The following is a 17,566-nucleotide window of genomic DNA, read 5'->3' as shown; positions in this document are numbered from 1 at the left end:
GCCGGCGGAAGGGACCTCCGGCCCGCTCGTGCGATGGACCGGCCTCGCTACTGTGGGCCGACAGCGACGGAGCCGAGGAAGCCGAGGAATCGAGGGGAGTGCCGCATGAGCGTCGAGCGGGTCACGGTCGTGATCGCCACCCGCAATCGCGGCGACGAGCTCGTGGAGCACCTCGGCCACCACGAGGCGCCCGTGATCGTCCTGGACAACGCCTCCACGGACGGCACCGTCGCGGCGGTGCGCGGCGCCCATCCCCACGTGCGCCTCGTGACGCTGCCCGAGAACATCGGCGCGCAGGCGCGCACCATCGGAGCCGAACTGGCCACCACCGATTACGTCGCCTTCGCCGACGATGACTCCTGGTGGGCGCCCGGGGCGCTGGCACGAGCCGTCGACGTCTTCGATGGCCACCCGCGGCTCGGGCTGATCGCCGGCTCCATCGCCGTGGGGCCCGAGGAGCGCCCGGACGCGCTGAACGCCGTGCTCGCCGCCTCCCCGCTGGGCACTGCGGACGACGCGCCCGGCCCGCTGCTGCTCGGCTTCGTCGGCTGCGGGGCGATCGTGCGTCGGGACGCGTTCTTGGAGGCGGGCGGCTTCGACGACGTGATCCGCTTCCCCGGGGAGGAGGATCGGGTGGCGCTGGACCTGTTCGACGCCGGCTGGCAGCTGAGCTACGTGCCCGAGATCCGCGCCCACCACCACCCCTCGCCCCATCGCGAGTCCGCCCGGCGCCGTCAGACCGAGGCGATCCGCAGCCGGATCCTCACCGCCCTGCTGCGCCGTCCGTGGTCGGGAGTGCGGGCCGAGGTCGTCACGGCGCTGCGCTCGGGGACGCGCGGCCGACGGGGCCTGCTGGGTGCCCTGCGCCGCGCCCCGGCCGCCCTGCGGCGGCGTCGCCCGGTCTCGCCCTCGACCGAGGCCGCCCTCGCCCTGGTGCGCTCCGGACCCGCTGCGCGCCCGGCCCGCTCGGCGTCGGACGAGGAGCGGCGATGAGTCCCGACGAGCGGGTGGCGGTCGTGATGATCACCTACAACCGGCGCGACGAGGCACTGCTGGCGATCTCGCGATTGCGGGAGCTGCCCGAGCAGCCGCACGTGGTGGTCGTGGACAACGGCTCCGAGGACGGCACCGCCGAAGCCGTCCGGGAGCGGTTCCCCGAGGTGGACCTGGTGGCCAGTGCCGTGAACCTGGGAGCTGTCGGGCGCAACGTGGGCCTCGAGCGGGTCGGGACGCCGTTCGTCGCCTTCTGTGACGACGACACCTGGTGGGAGCCGGGCTCCCTGCGCCGGGCGGCCGACGCGCTCGCCGAGCATCCCCGCCTCGGGGTGGTCACCGGCAGGATCCTGGTCGAGCCGGGCGGACGCGAGGACCCGATCAACGCCGAACTGCTCCATTCGCCGGTCGAGGGCCCGCCGTGGATGCCCGGCCCGACCCTCGGCAGCTTCCTCGCCGGTGCCTCGATGGTCCGCCGCAGCGCCTTCCTCGCGGCCGGCGGCTTCAGCGAACGGCTGTGGCTCGGCGGGGAGGAGGAGCTGCTGGCGGCCGACCTGGCGACCGCCGGCTGGGAGCTGGTCCACCTGCCGGGCGTGATCGTCCATCACCAGGCCTCCACGCAGCGCGACCCCCGGCTGCGCCTCCGGCACGGGCTGCGCAACACCCTATGGTTCATCTGGCTGCGCCGGCCGCTCGGTGCGGCGCTGCGCCGGACCCGCGACGTGCTGGCCACGGCACCGCGCGATCGGCTGACCGCACTGGCGCTCTGGGACGCGCTGCGCGGAGCCGGCTGGGTGCTGCGGCAGCGGCGCCCCCTGCCGGCCAGGATCGAGCGCCGCTTCCGGGCGCTGGAGGAGGCTCAGCGCCGCAGCACCGCCCGGCGCTATGGCAGACCCAGCGGGCCCCGACAGCGCCGCGGCGACCGATAGTGCCGACGCGGCGCGCGACCCGCCGGCGGACGCGCGGCCCCGCCGGCGGTGGACCCGGTTTGTGCCCTCCGCCGCTGACCGTGAGGATGGGGGCATGGCTTCGATCACCTTCAAGAACACTCCCGTGACCACCGTCGGCGAGCTGCCCGCCCAGGGCTCCCCGCTCCCGGCCTTCGAGCTCGTCGGCCAGGACCTCGGGCCCGTCTCCAGTGCGGACCTCGCCGGCAAGCGCATCGTGCTGAACATCTTCCCCTCGCTCGACACGGGAACCTGCGCGACCTCCGTGCGAAAGTTCAACGAGCTCGCCGCCTCGCTCGAGAACACCGTGGTCGTGTGCGTGTCCAAGGACCTCCCCTTCGCCCAGGCCCGCTTCTGCGGCGCCGAGGGCATCGAGAACGTCGTCACCGGCTCCGCGTTCCGCTCCAGCTTCGGCGAGGACTACGGCGTGACCATGAGCGACGGCCCGCTGGCCGGCCTGCTCTCCCGCGCCGTCGTCGTCGCCGACGCCGACGGGAACGTCGTGCACACGCAGCAGGTGGCCGAGGTCGCCGAGGAGCCGGACTACGACGCCGCGGTCGCCTCCCTGAGCTGACCGTCCTGGCCCCGACCGTCCTGGCCCCGACCGTCCTGGCCCCGACCGTCCCGGCGCGAGCTCCCGCTCCTGACGCGACCCGCGAGCGGGGCCCGGGTGCCCGGACCACGCCCGCGCGGCAGTAGGCTCGGACGTCGTGGAACCCGTCTCGCTGATCGTCCTGCTGGTGATGGGCACCCTCGCCGGAGCGATCAACGCGGCGGTGGGCTCGGGGTCGCTCCTGACGCTGCCGGTGCTGCTCGCCCTCGGCATGCCACCGGGGACCGCCGTGCGCACCAACACGGTCGGCATCCTGTTCTCCACGATCGGCTCGACCCTCGGCTACCGCCGGGAGATCGCCGAGGAGAATGGCAATCTGGCGCCGCTGGTCCTGGTCACGGCGTTGTGCGCGGGCCTCGGCTCGATCCTCCTGCTGCTCTCGCCCGCCGAGGCGCTGGACGTGGTCGTGCCGGTGCTGATCGTCGTCGCCCTCGCTCTGGTGATCTTCCAGAAGCGGCTCACCGCCGCGATCCGCGCGCGGCAGGATCGGCGGGCCGCGCGCGCGGCGTCGGCTCCGCAGCGCAGCCCGTACCGGTCACCCGGTCTCGTCGGCGCGATGGGCGCAGCCTCCGTCTACGGCGGGTACTTCACCGCTGCCCAGGGCATCCTCTACCTGGGGATCCTCGGTGCCCTGACGGGGCGCACGATGGGGTCGGTCAACAGCATCAAGAATCTGATGAGCCTGGTGGTCAACGTCGCGGCCGCGGCCGTCTACGTGCTCGCGCACTTCCTGATCGGCTCCGAGATCGTGTGGCCGGCGACCGCGGCGATCGCCGTCGGCGCCCTGCTGGGCGGCTACTTCGGTGCGCACCTGGCCAAGAAGCTGCCCGACTGGCTGCTGCGCGGGATCATCGTGGTCGTCGCGCTGGTCGCGATCGTCCGCCAGGTCACCGGCTGAGGAACGGCAGGACGCGTGCGAGCACCTCGTCGGGCGGGGACAGGGTCCCGCCGTGGTCCCGGCCGGGCAGGGGGACGAAGGCGGCGCCCGGCATCGTCTCCGCCGCGTGCCGGGACTCCTCGAACCGGGGATGGTCCTCGGTCCCGGTCATCCACAGCGTCGGGACGTCACAGGCGGCCAGCGCCGTCTCGGAGACGCCGGGGGTGGCGTCCGTGGCGGTCATCAGGGCCGCCATCGGCAGCGGGTCCGCGGCCAGGAACGCCTCGCGGGTGGCGCGGGCCCGGCGCGAGCTGACGTCCGGCCCCAGTCGCTGGCCGGCGCAGAACGCCTCCATCCCGCCCTCGCGCACCGCGTCGATGACGCCCGGGAAGAACACGGAGTCCACGGCCCCGCGCTGCGCTGCGGCGGAGCCGCCCAGGCACACCAGATGGGTGACCCGCTCGGGATGCTCGAGCGTCGCGGCGAGGGCCACGCGCGCCCCCAGCGAATAGCCCATCAGGCCGGCCCGGTCCACGTCCTCCGCCTCCAGCACGGCCAGCAGGTCCGCGACGAACCGATCCTGGGCGTAGCTCGAGCTCTCGTGCGGCTTCTCGGAGCCTCCGTGACCGCGCAGGTCCACCCGGATCACGGTGTGCTCGGCCGCCAGCGGCGCGAGGTAGCCCAGCCCGCGCCAGATCGCCCGCGACAGCACCGACCCGTGCAGGAGCACCAGGGCCGGCCCGGAGCCGGAGACGTCGTAGCGCAGCCGGACCCCGTCGGCAGGGGAGTGGACGAGGGGCACGGGATCCTTCCGGCGGTGGGCGGTGGGCGGTGGGCGGTGGGCGGTGAGGGTGTGCGGGGTCGAGCGGCGGGACGAGTCCGGCCCGGTCCGCACTGCGGGCCGGGCCGGACTCCAGGACGCTCAGGGCAGAGGAGGCCTCACAGGGCCGCCGAGATCTCATCGAGGATCCGGTTGAACGTCGGCGAGGGGCGCATCACCGATGCGGACTTCTCCAGATCCGGGCGGTAGTAGCCGCCGATGTCCGCCGGGGAGCCCTGCACCGCGATCAGCTCCTCGGTGATGGTGTCCTCGGCATCGACGAGCTCCGTGGCGATGGGCTCGAAGGCGGCCTTCAGCTCGGTGTCCTCGCTCTGCTGGGCCAGTTCCTGCGCCCAGTACAGGGCGAGGTAGAAGTGGCTGCCGCGGTTGTCGATGGTGCCGAGCTTGCGCTGCGGGGACTTGCCCTCGTGCAGCAGCGTCTCGGTGGCCCGATCCAGCGCGTCGGCCAGCACCCGCGCCCGGTCGTTGCCGGCGGTGCGGGCCAGGTGCCGCAGCGACTCGGCCAGGGCCAGGAACTCGCCGAGCGAGTCCCACCGCAGGTAGTTCTCCTCGACCAGCTGCTGGACGTGCTTGGGGGCGGAACCTCCGGCGCCCGTCTCGAACAGACCGCCGCCGTTCATCAGCGGCACCACCGAGAGCATCTTGGCGCTGGTGCCCAGCTCCAGGATCGGGAACAGGTCGGTGAGGTAGTCACGCAGCACGTTGCCGGTCACCGAGATGGTGTCCTCGCCGCGGCGCACGCGCGCCAGGGTGTGCCTGGTCGCCTCGATCGGAGCCATGATCCGGATGTCCAGGCCCTCGGTGTCCTCCTCGGCCAGGTACGCCTCGACCTTGCCGATGAGGTTGCGGTCGTGCGCCCGCGTCTCGTCGAGCCAGAACACGGCGGGCATCCCGGACTCGCTCGAGCGGCGCACGGCGAGCTGGACCCAGTCACGGATGGGGGCGTCCTTGGTCTGGCAGGCGCGGAAGATGTCGCCCGCGGCGACCCCGTGGCTCATGAGCACGGCGCCGGAGGAGTCGCGCACCTCGACCTGCCCATCGGCGGCGATCTCGAAGGTCTTGTCGTGCGAGCCGTACTCCTCGGCCTTCTGCGCCATCAGACCGACGTTGGGCACGGTGCCCATCGTGGTGGGATCGAAGGCGCCGTGGGCCTGGCAGTCCTCGATGGTGGCCTGGTAGACGCCCGCGTAGGACGAATCGGGGATCACCGCGAGGGTGTCCTGCTCCTGGTCGTCCTTGTTCCACATGTGGCCCGAGGTGCGGATCATCGCGGGCATCGACGCGTCGACGATGACGTCGGAGGGGACGTGGAGGTTGCTGATGCCCTTGTGGGAGTTGACCATCGCCAGATCCGGGCCGTCGGCCAGGTCCTGCTCGATGGCGGCCTTGATCCCGGCCCGCACCGACTCCTCGAGGTCCTCCGCACCGGCGAGGATGCCCCCGAGGCCGTTGTTCGGGGAGAGCCCCGCGGCCTCGAGCTGGTCGCCGAACTGGGTGAACAGCGTCGGGAAGAAGGCGCGCACGGCGTGGCCGAACAGGATCGGATCGGAGACCTTCATCATGGTCGCCTTCAGGTGCAGGGAGAACAGCACACCCTGCTCCTTGGCGGCGGCGATCTGCTCGCGCAGGAACGCATCGAGCGCCTCGGCGCTCATCACGGAGGAGTCGACGACCTCACCGGCCAGCACCGGCACGGAGGGCTTCAGCACGGTCTCGGTGCCGTCGGCGCCGACGTGCACGATCGAGAGGGTGTCCTCGCCCTCGAGCACGACGGACTGCTCACGGGAGCGGAAGTCGTCCTGGCCCATGGTCGCCACGGCGGTCTTGGAGTCCTCGCTCCACTGGCCCATCCGGTGCGGGTGGGCCTTGGCGAAGTTCTTGACCGCGGCGGGAGCGCGCCGGTCGGAGTTGCCCTCGCGCAGCACGGGGTTCACGGCCGAGCCCTTGACCGAGTCGTACCGGGCGCGGATGTCCTTCTCCTCATCCGTGGAGGGGGACTCGGGATAGTCCGGCAGGGCGACGCCCTGATCCTGCAGCTCCTTCACGGCGGCCTTCAGCTGGGGGACCGAGGCGGAGATGTTGGGCAGCTTGATGATGTTCGCCTCGGGCGTCTTGGCCAGCTCGCCCAGCTCGGCCAGGGAGTCGGGGACCCGCTGGTCCTCGGGCAGCAGATCCGAGAAGGCGGCGATGATGCGGCCGGCCAGGGAGATGTCACGCGTGGTGACGTCGATCCCGGCGGTGTCCGAGAAGGCGTCGAGGATGGGCAGGAACGATGCGGTGGCCAGCATCGGTGCCTCGTCGGTGTGGGTGTAGATGATGCGCGCCATGTGTCGCGGGGCTCCCTCGGGTCGGTGCGTCATGTGTCTTGACGTCAAGACTAATCGACGGCGGAACGGGGCCGGCGGCGTCGATCCGGTCGCCTCCACGGTACGGGACGCGCCCGCCGGCACGCTCCTGGGGAGGACGGTCAGGACCCTGCGTCCGCCTCGGCCACCTCGACCGTCCACGGGTCGGAGAGGACGACGTGGGTGGCGCCCTCCTCATCCACCGTGACCGCGAAGGCGTGCGCGTCGTACGGGCCGGCCTGCAGGGCGGAGCGGGTGCAGGTCATGCGCGTGGTCCAGGCCGTCTCGGACGTGGTCACGTCCTCCTCGCCGATCCATTGCAGGCCGATGTCGCCGGCGTTGCGTGCGCCGGCGACGACCGTGCCGGACTCGGGGGCGGTGAGCACCACTCCCTGGAGCAGGGCGCGGGTGCCGAGGTCCTCGGACCTGACCGTGACCTCGGCGTCGATCCCCGCGCCGAGCTGATCCTCGGGGACGGCAGCAGGGACGCTGGTCTCCTGGTCGCTCACGGTGACGCTGAGCCCGTCCCCGTCGCCGACGGGCTCCAGCGGGGAACGGCAGCCCAGAGAGGAGAGATCGGCGGGGATCTCGCCCTCGGGAGCGGTGGCCGCCCCGGGGACCGGCTGCGGCGAGCCGTCGACGACGTCGAACAGGACGTCATCGGACGTGCTCCAGCCGGCGTCGTCCTCGCCGCGGTCGGGCCCGTCGATCCCGCCGCCCGAGAGGGCGAGCAGATACTGCCCGTCCGGCAGCGGGGCGTCGTCGCAGGTGCCCAGTGTCAGCCGGGCCGTCACGGCCGACGGTGCCGCGCCCTCGCCCGGGATCTCGACGCGCTCGCGCGCCACGATCGGCGGAGTCGGGGCTCCGTCGGTCCCCATCTCGTCGTACCCCTCGCCCGGCGCACCCCGGTTCGCCGGGTCGGCGGGGACGACGACGGCCTCGGGGACGAACCCGCCATAGCTGTAGCCGTCCTGGAGCTGGAACGGGCCGCTGACCACGATGTCGTTGCCGTCGGTCCGTACCGACTCCGCGGAGAGCACTCCGGGGCCGGCGGCGTGCTCGGGTGCGTCGGCGTCCCCGCCCGGGTCGCACAGCCAGGAAGGGTCCACCGCGGTGGTCTCGGCCTCGGCCACCGCGGTGGGATCCATCGGCTCCGCGGAGGGGGCGGGCTCGGTGGGCCGGTCTCCCGGCAGGGCGTCGCAGGCACCGAGCGCGAGCACCACAGCGGCGGCCGCCATCAGTCGCGCCGCACGGGTCCCGACCCGGTGCGCACTATGCCCGGTCCTCTCGTGCCGGATCCCCACGTTCTCGTCCATCTCGCCCCTTCTCCGTCCTCCGGCTCGCTCCCCGGATTCCCCGCGCCTGCCCGCGTGCCGCTCACAGCACCAGCAGCGTCACCGCCATGATCGCCATACCCGCGATCAGCGAGTAGATCACCGTGTGGTGCTCGCCGGTCTCCTCGGCCGCGGGGAGCAATTCATCCAGCGAGACGAAGACCATCACCCCGGCCACGCCGGCGAGTATCGCTCCCATCGCGCCGCCGGTCAGCAGCGGGGCCAGCAGCAGGAACCCGATGACCGCGCCCGCGGGTTCCGCCAGGCCCGTCATCGTCGCCAACCAGAATGCCGTCCTGCGGGACCCGGTCGCACGGCGCACGGGCACCGCGACCGCGAGACCCTCGGGGATATTGTGCAGCGCGATCGCGGCGACCACGGGGATGGCGACCTCCGGGGCCTGCAGGGCGGCGACGAAGGTCGCGAAGCCCTCGGGCACGTTGTGCAGGGCCAGCGCGGCGGCGGTCACCACGCCGGTGCGCATCAGCCGTGCCTTCAGCGCCCGGTCGGCGACCTGCTCCTCGGGCTCGCGCACCTCGGCCCGCCCGGCGGTGCCGGCCATGCGGCCGGAGAACTCGTGCGGATTGACGGGCTGCGGCACCAGCCGGTCCAGCACGGCGATCAGGCCGATGCCGACGAAGAAGGAGAGCACGGCCACGCTGGTGCCGCGCCCCGTGACCTCTCCGCCGGCCGGCTCGCCGGAGAGGATCCGGGCTCCCTCGGGCATGAGCTCCACGAAGGACACGTACAGCATCACGCCCGCGGACAGCCCCAGCCCGCCGGCCAGCATCTTCGGGCTCGTCCCGCGCCCCATCACCCCGAGCGCCGCCCCGATGCTGGTGGCCGCGCCCGCGACGAGAGTGAGCAGGAGGGCGACGAGCACGACTCGACCTTAACCGCCCGCGGCGCCCGTGCCGTGGCGCCGAGCCGCCAGCCCGGTGGGACCGGCGCGCCGTCGTCCCGCCGCTCTTCGTAGACTGCTCCCATGCCTGATCCCGCCCCCTTCCTCGCCGTGACCGATCTCCGCGGGCGCACGCTCAGCGCCTCGGAGCTGACGGCGGCCCTGCCGCGCGCCGAGCTGGACGTCGAGTCCGCGGCCCGGGCCGTCCGCCCCGTGGTCGAGGACGTCGCCGTGCGGGGTGCCGATGCCGTCCTGGACGCATCCGAGCGGTTCGACGGGGTGCGTCCTGAGCATCTCCGCGTGCCGCAGGCCGAGCTGGACAGAGCTCTCGATGAGCTCGATCCGCAGATCCGGGACGCGCTGGAGCAGTCCGCGGCCCGGGTGCGGGCCGTCGACGGTGCGCAGCAGCGCCCCGAGGAGACCGTGCAGGTCGTGCCCGGTGGCACCGTCTCCCAGCGGTGGGTGCCGGTGCGGCGCGTGGGCCTGTACGTGCCCGGTGGTCGTGCCGTGCTGCCCAGTTCCGTGGTGATGAACGTCGTCCCCGCCCAGGTCGCGGGTGTCGGCGAGATCGTGCTGGCCTCGCCGCCGCAGAAGGAGTTCGGGGGCCTGCCGCACCCGACGATCCTCGCGGCCTGCGCTCTGCTCGGCGTCACCGAGGTGATCGCCGCCGGCGGCGCCCAGGCGGTCGCACTGCTGGCCCACGGCGCCGAGGACGTCGATGGCGAGGGGCCGCTCGAGCCGGTCGACCTGGTCACCGGCCCCGGCAACGTGTACGTCGTCGCTGCCAAGCGCCTGGTGCGGGGCACGGTGGGGATCGACGCCGAGGCCGGTCCCACCGAGATCGCGATCCTCGCGGACCGAGCCGCCGAGCCCGCCTACCTCGCCGCCGATCTCATCTCCCAGGCGGAGCACGATCCGGCGGCCGCGAGCATCCTGGTCACCGACGCGCCCGAGCTCGTGGGCGAGGTCGAGGCGGAGCTCGCCAGGCAGGTGCCGCTCGTGCTCCACCGCGAGCGCATCGAGCAGGCACTGCGAGGGCCCCAGAGCGGGGCCGTCCTGGTCGAGGACATCGGTCGCGGGCTCGAGGTCGTCGACGCCTATGGCGCGGAGCACCTGGAGATCCACACCGCCGACGCCGCAGAGGTCGCCGCGCGCGTCACCAACGCCGGCGCGGTCTTCGTCGGCCCGCACAGCCCGGTCAGCCTCGGCGACTACGCCGCGGGCTCGAACCATGTTCTGCCCACCGGCGGCAGCTCTCGCTACAGCGGCGGCCTCGGCGTGCAGACGTTCCTGCGCGGGATCCACGTCGTGGACTACGACCGCGATGCCCTCGCCACGGCCCGCCCGGCGGCGACCACGCTCGCCGCCGCCGAAGGGCTGCCCGCGCACGGCACGGCGATCGACATCCGCTTCGAGCGCTGAGCCGGGCGGCGGCCCCGCCCGGCAGGTGATCGCCATGCGGTGGACGTCAGCGCCGAGTCATCCCCTCCTGAGGGCGTGAGAGCGCGCCTGCGTCCCGATTCCTGCGCTGCCGCGGTCCCGGACGGGCTCAGGGCGAAGAGTGCCGGCTTCCGTCGTCCTCGGTGTCGACGGCGGCGGGGGAGGCCTCCTCGGGGTCGGCGTTCGCCGACGCCGCGGCGCTCCCGGTGCCGGCCGCGACGACCTCGACCCGTTCGCCGCGGGTGAGGAAGAGAGCCACGGCTCGCCAGCCGAGCATGCCGATCGCGGTGACCACGCCGGTGACGATGACGAAGGATGTCTCCGTGCCACCGCCGAAGAGGGTGCGGATCGCCATGGCCGTCGCGAGCATGATCGCCCACACGAACAGCCCGTGCGGCCACAGCCGGAACGGTGCACGCCAGGCACGGATCGCCAGGTGGCCCAGCAGCACGCCGACGGCGAACGGCCACCCCACCAGGAAGAGGTTCTGCGAGGTCAGCGGCGTGCCGTGCTGCACGAAACCGATCGCGACGAAGAGGATCACGACCAGCAGGTCACCGACCAGAGCACCCAGGGAGCGGAACATGCCCCCAGGGTAAGGGCGGCTCCCGCAGGGTCCTGACCGAGGAGAGGGCACGCGTGAGGCGGGCCACGGCGGCCCCCGCAGCCCGGACGGCAGGCTCGTCCCCGCCGCCGGCGTTCTACCATGGAGACCATGCCTGCGAACTCCGCTCCGACCACCGCCACCGTCGCGCTGCCCGTGCCGCGCGACGGGATCGTGGGCGCCGCTCCCTACGGCGCCCCGCAGCTCCCGGTCGAGCACGCGCTCAACGTCAACGAGAACCCGTACGGGCCCTCGCCGGAGCTGGCCGAGCACATCGGCCGCGCCGCTGCAGAGGCCGCGCGGGGCCTGAACAGGTACCCGGACCGCGAGGCGCTCGCCCTGCGCGGCGAGCTCGGCGAGTACCTCGCCGCCGAATCCGGCATCCCGGCACCGGCTCCCGAGGCGGTGTGGGCCGCCAACGGGTCCAACGAGGTCATGCACCAGCTGCTGCTGGCCTACGGCGGCCCCGGCCGCACCGCGCTCGGGTTCACCCCGCACTACTCGATGTACCCGGAGTACGCGCGCGACACCTACACCGGGTGGGTCACCGTCGAGCGCGGGCCGGCTCCGGAGTTCGCCCTGACCCCGCAGGCCGTGCGCGAGGCCATCGCCGTGCACCAGCCCAGCATCGTGGTGCTGACCAGCCCGAACAACCCCACCGGCACCGCGCTGACGCTCGACGTCGTCGAGGCGGCGGCCGCGGCGCTGGCCCCCGCGCGAGGTCTGCTCGTGGTCGACGAGGCCTACGGCGAGTTCCGCCGCGACGGGGTGGCCAGTGCCCTCACCGTGCTCGAGGATCACCCGAACCTGGTCGTCACCCGCACCATGTCCAAAGCGTTCGCCCTGGCCGGAGCACGCCTGGGATACTTCGTCGCCGACCCGGCGATCGTGGACGCCGTGCGGGTGGTGCGCCTGCCCTACCACCTCTCCGCCGTCACGCAGGCGGTGGCCCGCGCCGCCCTCGCCCACCGTGAGGAGCTGCTGGGCAAGGTCGCGCTGCTGCGCACCGAGCGCGACGCCCTGGCCGAGCACCTGATCGCCCGGGGCCACAGCGTGGCTCCGTCGGACGCGAACTTCCTCCTCATGCGCACCTTCGCCGACCGCGACGACGTGTTCGAGGCGCTGCTGCGGCGCGGCGTGCTCGTGCGCGCCGTCGGCCCCGCCGGCTGGCTGCGCGTCTCGGTCGGCACGCCCGAGAACAACGCCGCATTCCGCACCGCCCTCGAGGAGGCCGACCCCCGATGACCGACACCGCCGCACCCCGCTCGCCCCGTACCGCGAGCATCTCGCGCACCACCCGCGAGTCCTCCGTCGAGGTCACGCTCGATGTCGACGGAACCGGTCAGGTCGACGTCTCGACCACCGTCCCCTTCTTCGATCACATGCTGACCGCACTGGGCACCCACGCCCGCTTCGACCTCACCGTCCGGGCGAGCGGGGATACCGACATCGACGCCCATCACACCGTCGAGGACACCGCGATCGTGCTCGGTCGCGCGCTGCGCGAAGCCCTCGGCGACAAGCAGGGCATCTCCCGTTTCGGAGACGCCCTGGTCCCGCTGGACGAGGCGCTCGCACAGGCCGTGGTCGACCTCTCCGGCCGCCCGTACTGCGTCCACAGCGGTGAGAGCGAGGCCCAGGCCCACCACCTGATCGGCGGGCACTTCACCGGCTCGCTGACCCGGCACGTCTTCGAGTCCATCGCCCATCACGCCGCGATCTGCCTGCACATCCGTGTGCTCGACGGCCGCGACCCCCACCACATCGTCGAGGCTCAGTTCAAGGCGCTCGCCCGCGCGCTGCGCACCGCCTGCGCCCGCGACGAGCGCGTCCTCGACGTGCCCTCCACGAAGGGAGCCCTGTGAGCACTCCTGACCGCCCCGACCCCACCGAGGACCCGGGCGGCTCCGGCGACATCGACGCCGAGTTCGCCCGCCTGACCGAAGGCCTCTCCCTCGACGAGGAGGCGCCCCTGACCGTCGACGACGTGCTGTCCGACGGTGAGGACGACCAGGAGCCGACCCTGGCCGTCGTCGCCACGTCCGTGGCGTCGGCGAAGGCCCTGGCCGGTGCGATCCGGCTGGGCCGAGAGGCACGCACCGACGGGATCGACATCCCCGCAGCCACCCGCACCCTGGACACCCGCACGGGGGCCATCGCCGTGGGCGCCCTGCCCGAGAACACCGCCCACGACCTCGCGGCGATCGCCTCGACGGCATTGCAGCGCAACGGCATCGTGCTGTTCTGGCGCCGCGGCGACCGCATGACCGCCACTCGCTACCGCAACGGCGAGCGCGGCGAGGACGTCTCCCCGGCGATCGTGCTCGGCGCGGTCGACGACATCGTCGAGCAGCTCCTGCTGGGCGCGACGGGCCTGGACGAGCTGGACGAGGGGATCGACCCCGCGACGATCACCCGCACCGAGGCCCTGAAGTGGATCGCCTCCGGGAAGAAGCGCTCATGAGCGCGATCGGAGCCGAGTCCGCGGGGAGCGGTGCGGCGCAGCAGGACGCACCCCACGTGGTCGTCCTCGATCACGGCTCGGGCAACGTGCGCTCCGTGGTGCGCGCCCTCGAGGCGGCCGGTGCCCAGGTCGAGTTGACCGCCGAGCGGGACCGGGCCCTCGCGGCCGACGGACTCGTCGTCCCCGGCGTCGGCGCCTTCGAGGCGACCGTCGAGCAGATCCTCGGCGTCGGCGGCGACCGCATCATCGAGCAGCGTCTGGCCGGGGGCCGCCCCGTGCTCGGCATCTGCGTCGGTCTCCAGGTCATGTTCGACGCCGGCACCGAGCACGGCCGGCGCAGCACCGGCCTGGGCCAGTGGCCCGGCGAGGTGACCCGTCTGGAGGCGCCGGTGGTGCCCCACATGGGCTGGAACACCGTTAAGGCGGCAGAGGGGACGCAGCTGTTCGACGGCATCGGCGACGAGCGCTTCTACTTCGTCCACTCCTACGCGGCCCGGAGCTGGGTGATGGAGCAGACCGGCTCCCTCCCCGCACCGAAGGTGACCTGGGCCGAGCACCATGGCGACCGGTTCATCGCCGCGGTCGAGAACGGCGCCCTGGCGGCCACCCAGTTCCACCCCGAGAAGTCCGGCGAGGCAGGGGCCAGGCTGCTGGCGAACTGGCTGCGGACCCTGCCGCGCTGGGCGGCGGCGGGCAGCGGCGATGAGCACGCGCGATGATCGGCGCGTTCCTCATGCTGTTCGCCGGCGGCATGCTGCTCGGCGGCGCCTGGTCCTTCTACCGGGCCAGGAAACCGTGGTGGGCGACCGTGGGATTCGCCCTGGCCGGTCTGGTCTGCTTCGCGGTCTCGATCTGGAGGATCCAGACCGGCTGAGTCGGCTCCATCCCCTCTCCCACAGCTCGACCCCCACCCCGCGGCACCGACCCCGGGACCACCCCGCCCCTCAGGAGGCCACTATGACCGCTCCCGTGCTCGAGCTGCTCCCTGCCGTCGACGTGCAGGGCGGCCAGGCCGTCCGCCTCGTCCAGGGTGAGGCAGGCACCGAGACCGCCTACGGCGCACCCCAGGACGCCGCGCTCTCCTTCCAGGCAGGTGGGGCGAGCTGGCTGCACCTCGTCGACCTCGATGCCGCCTTCGGACGCGGCAGCAACGCGTCCCTGCTGGCCGAGGTCGTGGCCACCGTCGATCTGAACGTCGAACTCTCCGGCGGGATCCGCGACGACGAGACCCTGGCCGCTGCGCTCGCCACCGGCTGCCGGCGGGTCAACCTCGGCACCGCCGCCCTGGAGAACCCGGAATGGACCGCCGAGGTGCTCGCCGAGCACGGGGACCGCATCGCCGTCGGCCTCGACGTGCGCGGCACCACGCTGGCGGCGCGGGGCTGGACGCGCGAGGGCGGCGACCTCTGGGAGACGCTCGAGCATCTCGACGAGGCAGGCTGCCAGCGCTATGTGGTCACCGACGTCGCCAAGGACGGCACCCTGCGCGGCCCCAACGTCGACCTGCTGCGCCAGGTGTGCTCGCGCACCGACGCGGCCGTGGTCGCCTCCGGTGGGGTCTCCTCCCTGGAGGACCTGCGGGTGCTGCGCGAGCTGGTTCCCGAGGGCATCGAGGGCGCCATCGTCGGCAAGGCCCTGTACGCCGGGGCATTCACCATGGGCGAGGCACTGGACGTCGCGGGGCGTGCATGAGCAGTGCCGCCTCCGGGACCGGTGAGCAGGACTCGCGCGGGGACCGGGCACGGCGCGTGCTGCCGTCCCATTTCCGCGAGAAGTCCGCACTGACCGACACCGCCGGGGTGCCGTGGGCCGGGCGCGACCATGCGGCCAGCCCCTTCCCGGGCGATGACGGCACGACTCCGCCGGAGCTCGCCCGGGCGCTGGCCGCCCATCGCGCGGGATCGGACCCGCATCGTCAGGCCCTGGTCGCCGCTCTCGCCGCCGCCCGCGTGCTGGTGCCGATCATGGCGGTCGCCGCCGGCACGGAGACCACCGCGCACGGCGTCCACGGCGACAACGGGGCGGATATGGCGATGGTCTCCCTCACCGCCCCCGACGGTGCCCGCGTGCTGCCGGTGTTCACCTCGGTCGCGGCGCTGTCCGCCTGGCGCACCGATGCCCGCCCGGTGCCCGTGATCGCTCCTCAGGCCGCCCAGGCGGCAGTGCAGGAGGGCTGCACCTCCCTGCTGCTGGATGCTGCGGCCCCGGCCGACGAGGGCGGCCCGATCCTGCTGCCGCGCTCGGTGCTGTGGGCCCTGGCCCAGGGCCGCACCTGGATCCCCCCGCACGCCGACCCGGAGGTCACCGCGGCCCTGACCCGCATCGCCGGAGCGACCGAGCACGTCAGGGCGCTGGACGCCCACGCGGGGGAGCGCAGCGAGGTCGACCTCCGGCTGCGGCTGCGACCCGGCCTGACCGAGACCCAGGTGCGCGCGGTCGTCGACGAGATCTCCGCTCGCCTGGGCGCCGAGGAGCTCGTCGCCGAGCGCATCAGCTCATTGCGGCTCGTCCTCGGCTCCTGAGCTGCCGAGCTCCGCCTTCCCCGGTCCCTCCGGGCCCGGCCCGCCCGGTCCGGGCCGCGAGGTCAGGAGACGCGGCCCGTGTACTTCTCCCCGGGAGCTTCACCGGGAGCGTCGGGGAACGGCAGCGCCTCGGCGAAGGCCAGCTGCAGCGACCGCAGCCCGTCGCGCAGCGACCGGGCGTGCTCGTTGCCGATCTCGGGCGCTGCCGCGGTGACCAGACCGGCCAGCGCGGTGATCAGCTTCCGGGCCTCGGAGAGGTCCTGGTACTGCCCGGTCTCCTCGTCCTCGGCGAGTCCGACCTTCACCGCAGCGGCGCTCATCAGATGCACGCAGGCGGAGGTGATGATCTCCACCGCCGCCACCTCGGAGATGTCGCGCAGCGCCTCCGCGGAGAGGTCCTCGTCGAGTGGCGCGGGCGCGAGGGCGGCGTTGTGGTTCTGGGTCTCGTTCTGGTTCTCGTTCACGATGTCCTTCGGGGGTCGGGAGATGCGATGCCCTCATCCTCCCAGGGGGAGGGTCCCGGTTCCGGCATCGGTGTTCATGGACAGGTCGAATTGCACACCGGCCGGTTCGGCACCGACGGGCACGTCGTAGACGGCGTGCATCGTGGCCCTCTGCTCGGGACCGACGAGCCCGAGAGCATCCGTATCGGCCACGTACTCCCGGGAGGCCTCCTCGTCCACGGGGACGACCGTCCCGTCGGCGGTCTGCAGGGCGGCATTGTCGACGAGGTACAGGGCCTGGCTCGACGCATTCACGATCTCGAACGTGACGATGACGAACTCGCCATCGGGTTCCACGGTCTCGGCCCTGTCCCCGACCTGGCGCACTCCGACCTCGGTCCCCAGCTCCCGCACGGTGACGTCGCCGATCGCGACCTCACCGGTCGCCGATGCCCCGCCGGGCGCCGGGTCGGCCGGATCGGCATCCGAGGCGGCGGGGGCCGCCGGCGTCTCGGGAGCCAGCGCGCGGTAGGCGAGGATGCTGCCGCCCACGGCCACCACCAGGACGAGCACTGCCACGACGGCGAGCGAGGCGATCAGCGGGCCGCGCCGCGGGCCACCGGGCGCCGCGTCGCCCGGAGCCGGCGACGGCGCCGGACGGCGATTGGGCCGGGCGGGACGCGGGGGAGGCGTCGGGAAACCCTCCGGGACCGGGCGCAGCACGGCCCGGGGAGCAGTTCCCTCGCGCAGGGCCGTCACCGGCTGCATCCCGGTGGCAGGCTGCACGCCGGTGTCCTCGCCGGCGGACCCGGCCTCGGGGGCACCGGACTCCTCGGGGGCGCCGGACTCGTCGGCGGCGCCGGACCGCTCGGGAGCGCCGGACTCGTCGGACTCGGCAGTGACCGGGCCCGCCTCCGTCTCGGAGGATGACGACGGATCCGACGGATCCGACGGAGCAGAGTCGGCCGGTGCGCTGTATCCGTACTCCTGCGCCGCGGAGCCGGGACCCTGCTGCGGGGGCGACCCACCGACCTCGGTGGGCTCCTCGGGGGTCTCGCGGTCGATCTCCACCACAACTCCTCGCTGGTCGCAGGTCGCGGACGCGACGGACATCACCTGGACTGCCCGGATGGCCCTGCTAGAATAGACGACTGGAACAGGTCGAAAACCCTCGTCAGTCGTTCCTCAAGTGGAGTCCCTTCCCACCTCGTGGCACTCAGCCCCGGGCCTGTCGGTCCTGGG

Annotated in this window: 19 protein-coding genes; 12 read left to right on the top strand and 7 right to left on the bottom strand. The window is 73.2% G+C overall.

Annotated features, from left to right (window positions below; genetic code table 11):
• Nucleotides 1–105 precede the first annotated feature (105 nt).
• The 4 genes from ACFQRD_RS13955 (at nt 106) to ACFQRD_RS13940 (ending at nt 3,451) form a co-directional block, all read left to right on the top strand.
• Nucleotides 106–993 (top strand): glycosyltransferase family 2 protein, encoded by an 888-nt coding sequence (locus ACFQRD_RS13955; protein WP_377019357.1) that lies wholly within the window; start codon nt 106–108, stop codon nt 991–993.
• On the top strand, nt 990–1,922 hold the full coding sequence (locus ACFQRD_RS13950; protein ID WP_377019356.1) for a glycosyltransferase family 2 protein: 933 nt from the start codon (nt 990–992) through the stop codon (nt 1,920–1,922). Before ACFQRD_RS13955 ends, ACFQRD_RS13950 begins: the two co-directional genes overlap by 4 nt.
• A gap of 94 nt (nt 1,923–2,016) precedes the next feature.
• Complete coding sequence (gene tpx, locus ACFQRD_RS13945) at nt 2,017–2,514, top strand: thiol peroxidase (RefSeq protein ID WP_377019355.1); 498 nt, start codon at nt 2,017–2,019, stop codon at nt 2,512–2,514.
• A gap of 136 nt (nt 2,515–2,650) precedes the next feature.
• A complete protein-coding gene (locus tag ACFQRD_RS13940; protein WP_377019354.1) occupies nt 2,651–3,451 on the top strand; it encodes a sulfite exporter TauE/SafE family protein in 801 nt (266 codons plus the stop codon).
• On the opposite strand, the gene ACFQRD_RS13935 is transcribed toward ACFQRD_RS13940, so the two are convergent.
• The 4 genes from ACFQRD_RS13935 to zupT form a co-directional block, all read right to left on the bottom strand.
• A complete protein-coding gene (locus ACFQRD_RS13935; RefSeq protein WP_377019353.1) occupies nt 3,441–4,232 on the bottom strand; it encodes an alpha/beta fold hydrolase in 792 nt (263 codons plus the stop codon). The two genes, ACFQRD_RS13940 and ACFQRD_RS13935, sit on opposite strands and share 11 nt — an antisense overlap.
• Before the next feature lie 137 nt (nt 4,233–4,369).
• Nucleotides 4,370–6,598, bottom strand: coding sequence for an NADP-dependent isocitrate dehydrogenase (locus ACFQRD_RS13930; RefSeq protein WP_377804584.1), 2,229 nt, complete (start codon nt 6,596–6,598; stop codon nt 4,370–4,372).
• A 140-nt stretch (nt 6,599–6,738) separates the two neighbouring features.
• Nucleotides 6,739–7,932 (bottom strand): hypothetical protein, encoded by a 1,194-nt coding sequence (locus ACFQRD_RS13925; RefSeq protein WP_377804582.1) that lies wholly within the window; start codon nt 7,930–7,932, stop codon nt 6,739–6,741.
• 61 nt (nt 7,933–7,993) lie between these two features.
• Nucleotides 7,994–8,833 (bottom strand): zinc transporter ZupT, encoded by an 840-nt coding sequence (gene zupT / locus ACFQRD_RS13920; protein ID WP_377019350.1) that lies wholly within the window; start codon nt 8,831–8,833, stop codon nt 7,994–7,996.
• 102 nt (nt 8,834–8,935) lie between these two features.
• Here zupT and hisD point away from each other — a divergent pair, with 102 nt between their 5' ends.
• Nucleotides 8,936–10,273: a histidinol dehydrogenase gene (gene hisD / locus ACFQRD_RS13915; RefSeq protein ID WP_377804580.1), complete on the top strand. Its 1,338-nt coding sequence runs from the start codon at nt 8,936–8,938 to the stop codon at nt 10,271–10,273.
• 127 nt (nt 10,274–10,400) lie between these two features.
• On the opposite strand, the gene ACFQRD_RS13910 is transcribed toward hisD, so the two are convergent.
• Complete coding sequence (locus ACFQRD_RS13910; protein WP_377804578.1) at nt 10,401–10,877, bottom strand: DUF3054 domain-containing protein; 477 nt, start codon at nt 10,875–10,877, stop codon at nt 10,401–10,403.
• Nucleotides 10,878–11,006: 129 nt separating this feature from the next.
• On the opposite strand from ACFQRD_RS13910, the gene ACFQRD_RS13905 reads away from it, so the two are divergent.
• The 7 genes from ACFQRD_RS13905 (at nt 11,007) to ACFQRD_RS13875 (ending at nt 15,881) form a co-directional block, all read left to right on the top strand.
• The gene (locus tag ACFQRD_RS13905) at nt 11,007–12,140 is read left to right on the top strand and encodes a histidinol-phosphate transaminase (RefSeq protein WP_377804576.1); all 1,134 of its coding nucleotides are present in this window, start codon (nt 11,007–11,009) and stop codon (nt 12,138–12,140) included.
• Complete coding sequence (gene hisB / locus ACFQRD_RS13900; protein WP_377019346.1) at nt 12,137–12,760, top strand: imidazoleglycerol-phosphate dehydratase HisB; 624 nt, start codon at nt 12,137–12,139, stop codon at nt 12,758–12,760. Before ACFQRD_RS13905 ends, hisB begins: the two co-directional genes overlap by 4 nt.
• Nucleotides 12,757–13,359, top strand: a complete 603-nt coding sequence (locus ACFQRD_RS13895) for a hypothetical protein (RefSeq protein WP_377019345.1) — start codon at nt 12,757–12,759, stop codon at nt 13,357–13,359. The genes hisB and ACFQRD_RS13895 overlap by 4 nt, the downstream gene beginning before the upstream one ends.
• Nucleotides 13,356–14,078: an imidazole glycerol phosphate synthase subunit HisH gene (hisH, locus tag ACFQRD_RS13890; RefSeq protein WP_377804574.1), complete on the top strand. Its 723-nt coding sequence runs from the start codon at nt 13,356–13,358 to the stop codon at nt 14,076–14,078. The genes ACFQRD_RS13895 and hisH overlap by 4 nt, the downstream gene beginning before the upstream one ends.
• Entirely contained in the window at nt 14,075–14,233 is a 159-nt protein-coding gene (locus ACFQRD_RS13885) for a hypothetical protein (protein WP_377804572.1), read from the top strand. Before hisH ends, ACFQRD_RS13885 begins: the two co-directional genes overlap by 4 nt.
• Before the next feature lie 83 nt (nt 14,234–14,316).
• Nucleotides 14,317–15,051: a bifunctional 1-(5-phosphoribosyl)-5-((5-phosphoribosylamino)methylideneamino)imidazole-4-carboxamide isomerase/phosphoribosylanthranilate isomerase PriA gene (gene priA / locus ACFQRD_RS13880; protein ID WP_377019342.1), complete on the top strand. Its 735-nt coding sequence runs from the start codon at nt 14,317–14,319 to the stop codon at nt 15,049–15,051.
• Nucleotides 15,048–15,881, top strand: a complete 834-nt coding sequence (locus tag ACFQRD_RS13875) for an SseB family protein (RefSeq protein WP_377804570.1) — start codon at nt 15,048–15,050, stop codon at nt 15,879–15,881. Before priA ends, ACFQRD_RS13875 begins: the two co-directional genes overlap by 4 nt.
• Before the next feature lie 62 nt (nt 15,882–15,943).
• Here ACFQRD_RS13875 and ACFQRD_RS13870 read toward each other — a convergent pair whose 3' ends face one another.
• On the bottom strand, nt 15,944–16,261 hold the full coding sequence (locus tag ACFQRD_RS13870; protein WP_377804621.1) for a DUF1844 domain-containing protein: 318 nt from the start codon (nt 16,259–16,261) through the stop codon (nt 15,944–15,946).
• Nucleotides 16,262–16,378: 117 nt separating this feature from the next.
• Entirely contained in the window at nt 16,379–17,395 is a 1,017-nt protein-coding gene (locus ACFQRD_RS13865) for a hypothetical protein (protein ID WP_377804568.1), read from the bottom strand.
• Nucleotides 17,396–17,566 lie beyond the last annotated feature (171 nt).

Source organism: Brachybacterium sp. GCM10030268 (assembly GCF_042666305.1).
Lineage (GTDB): Bacteria > Actinomycetota > Actinomycetes > Actinomycetales > Dermabacteraceae > Brachybacterium.
This window is presented reverse-complemented; position numbering and strand designations above follow the sequence as displayed.

Excerpts from the sequence above, each read along its gene's own strand:
- hisH (WP_377804574.1), top strand. The coding sequence starts at position 13,356 with ATGAGCGCGATCGGAGCCGAGTCCGCGGGGAGCGGTGCGGCGCAGCAG.
- ACFQRD_RS13905 (WP_377804576.1), top strand. The coding sequence starts at position 11,007 with ATGCCTGCGAACTCCGCTCCGACCACCGCCACCGTCGCGCTGCCCGTG.
- ACFQRD_RS13950 (WP_377019356.1), top strand. The coding sequence starts at position 990 with ATGAGTCCCGACGAGCGGGTGGCGGTCGTGATGATCACCTACAACCGG.
- ACFQRD_RS13925 (WP_377804582.1), bottom strand. The coding sequence starts at position 7,932 with ATGGACGAGAACGTGGGGATCCGGCACGAGAGGACCGGGCATAGTGCG.
- ACFQRD_RS13910 (WP_377804578.1), bottom strand. The coding sequence starts at position 10,877 with ATGTTCCGCTCCCTGGGTGCTCTGGTCGGTGACCTGCTGGTCGTGATC.
- ACFQRD_RS13955 (WP_377019357.1), top strand. The coding sequence starts at position 106 with ATGAGCGTCGAGCGGGTCACGGTCGTGATCGCCACCCGCAATCGCGGC.
- hisB (WP_377019346.1), top strand. The coding sequence starts at position 12,137 with ATGACCGACACCGCCGCACCCCGCTCGCCCCGTACCGCGAGCATCTCG.
- priA (WP_377019342.1), top strand. The coding sequence starts at position 14,317 with ATGACCGCTCCCGTGCTCGAGCTGCTCCCTGCCGTCGACGTGCAGGGC.
- ACFQRD_RS13930 (WP_377804584.1), bottom strand. The coding sequence starts at position 6,598 with ATGGCGCGCATCATCTACACCCACACCGACGAGGCACCGATGCTGGCC.
- ACFQRD_RS13875 (WP_377804570.1), top strand. The coding sequence starts at position 15,048 with ATGAGCAGTGCCGCCTCCGGGACCGGTGAGCAGGACTCGCGCGGGGAC.
- tpx (WP_377019355.1), top strand. The coding sequence starts at position 2,017 with ATGGCTTCGATCACCTTCAAGAACACTCCCGTGACCACCGTCGGCGAG.
- ACFQRD_RS13885 (WP_377804572.1), top strand. The coding sequence starts at position 14,075 with ATGATCGGCGCGTTCCTCATGCTGTTCGCCGGCGGCATGCTGCTCGGC.
- hisD (WP_377804580.1), top strand. The coding sequence starts at position 8,936 with ATGCCTGATCCCGCCCCCTTCCTCGCCGTGACCGATCTCCGCGGGCGC.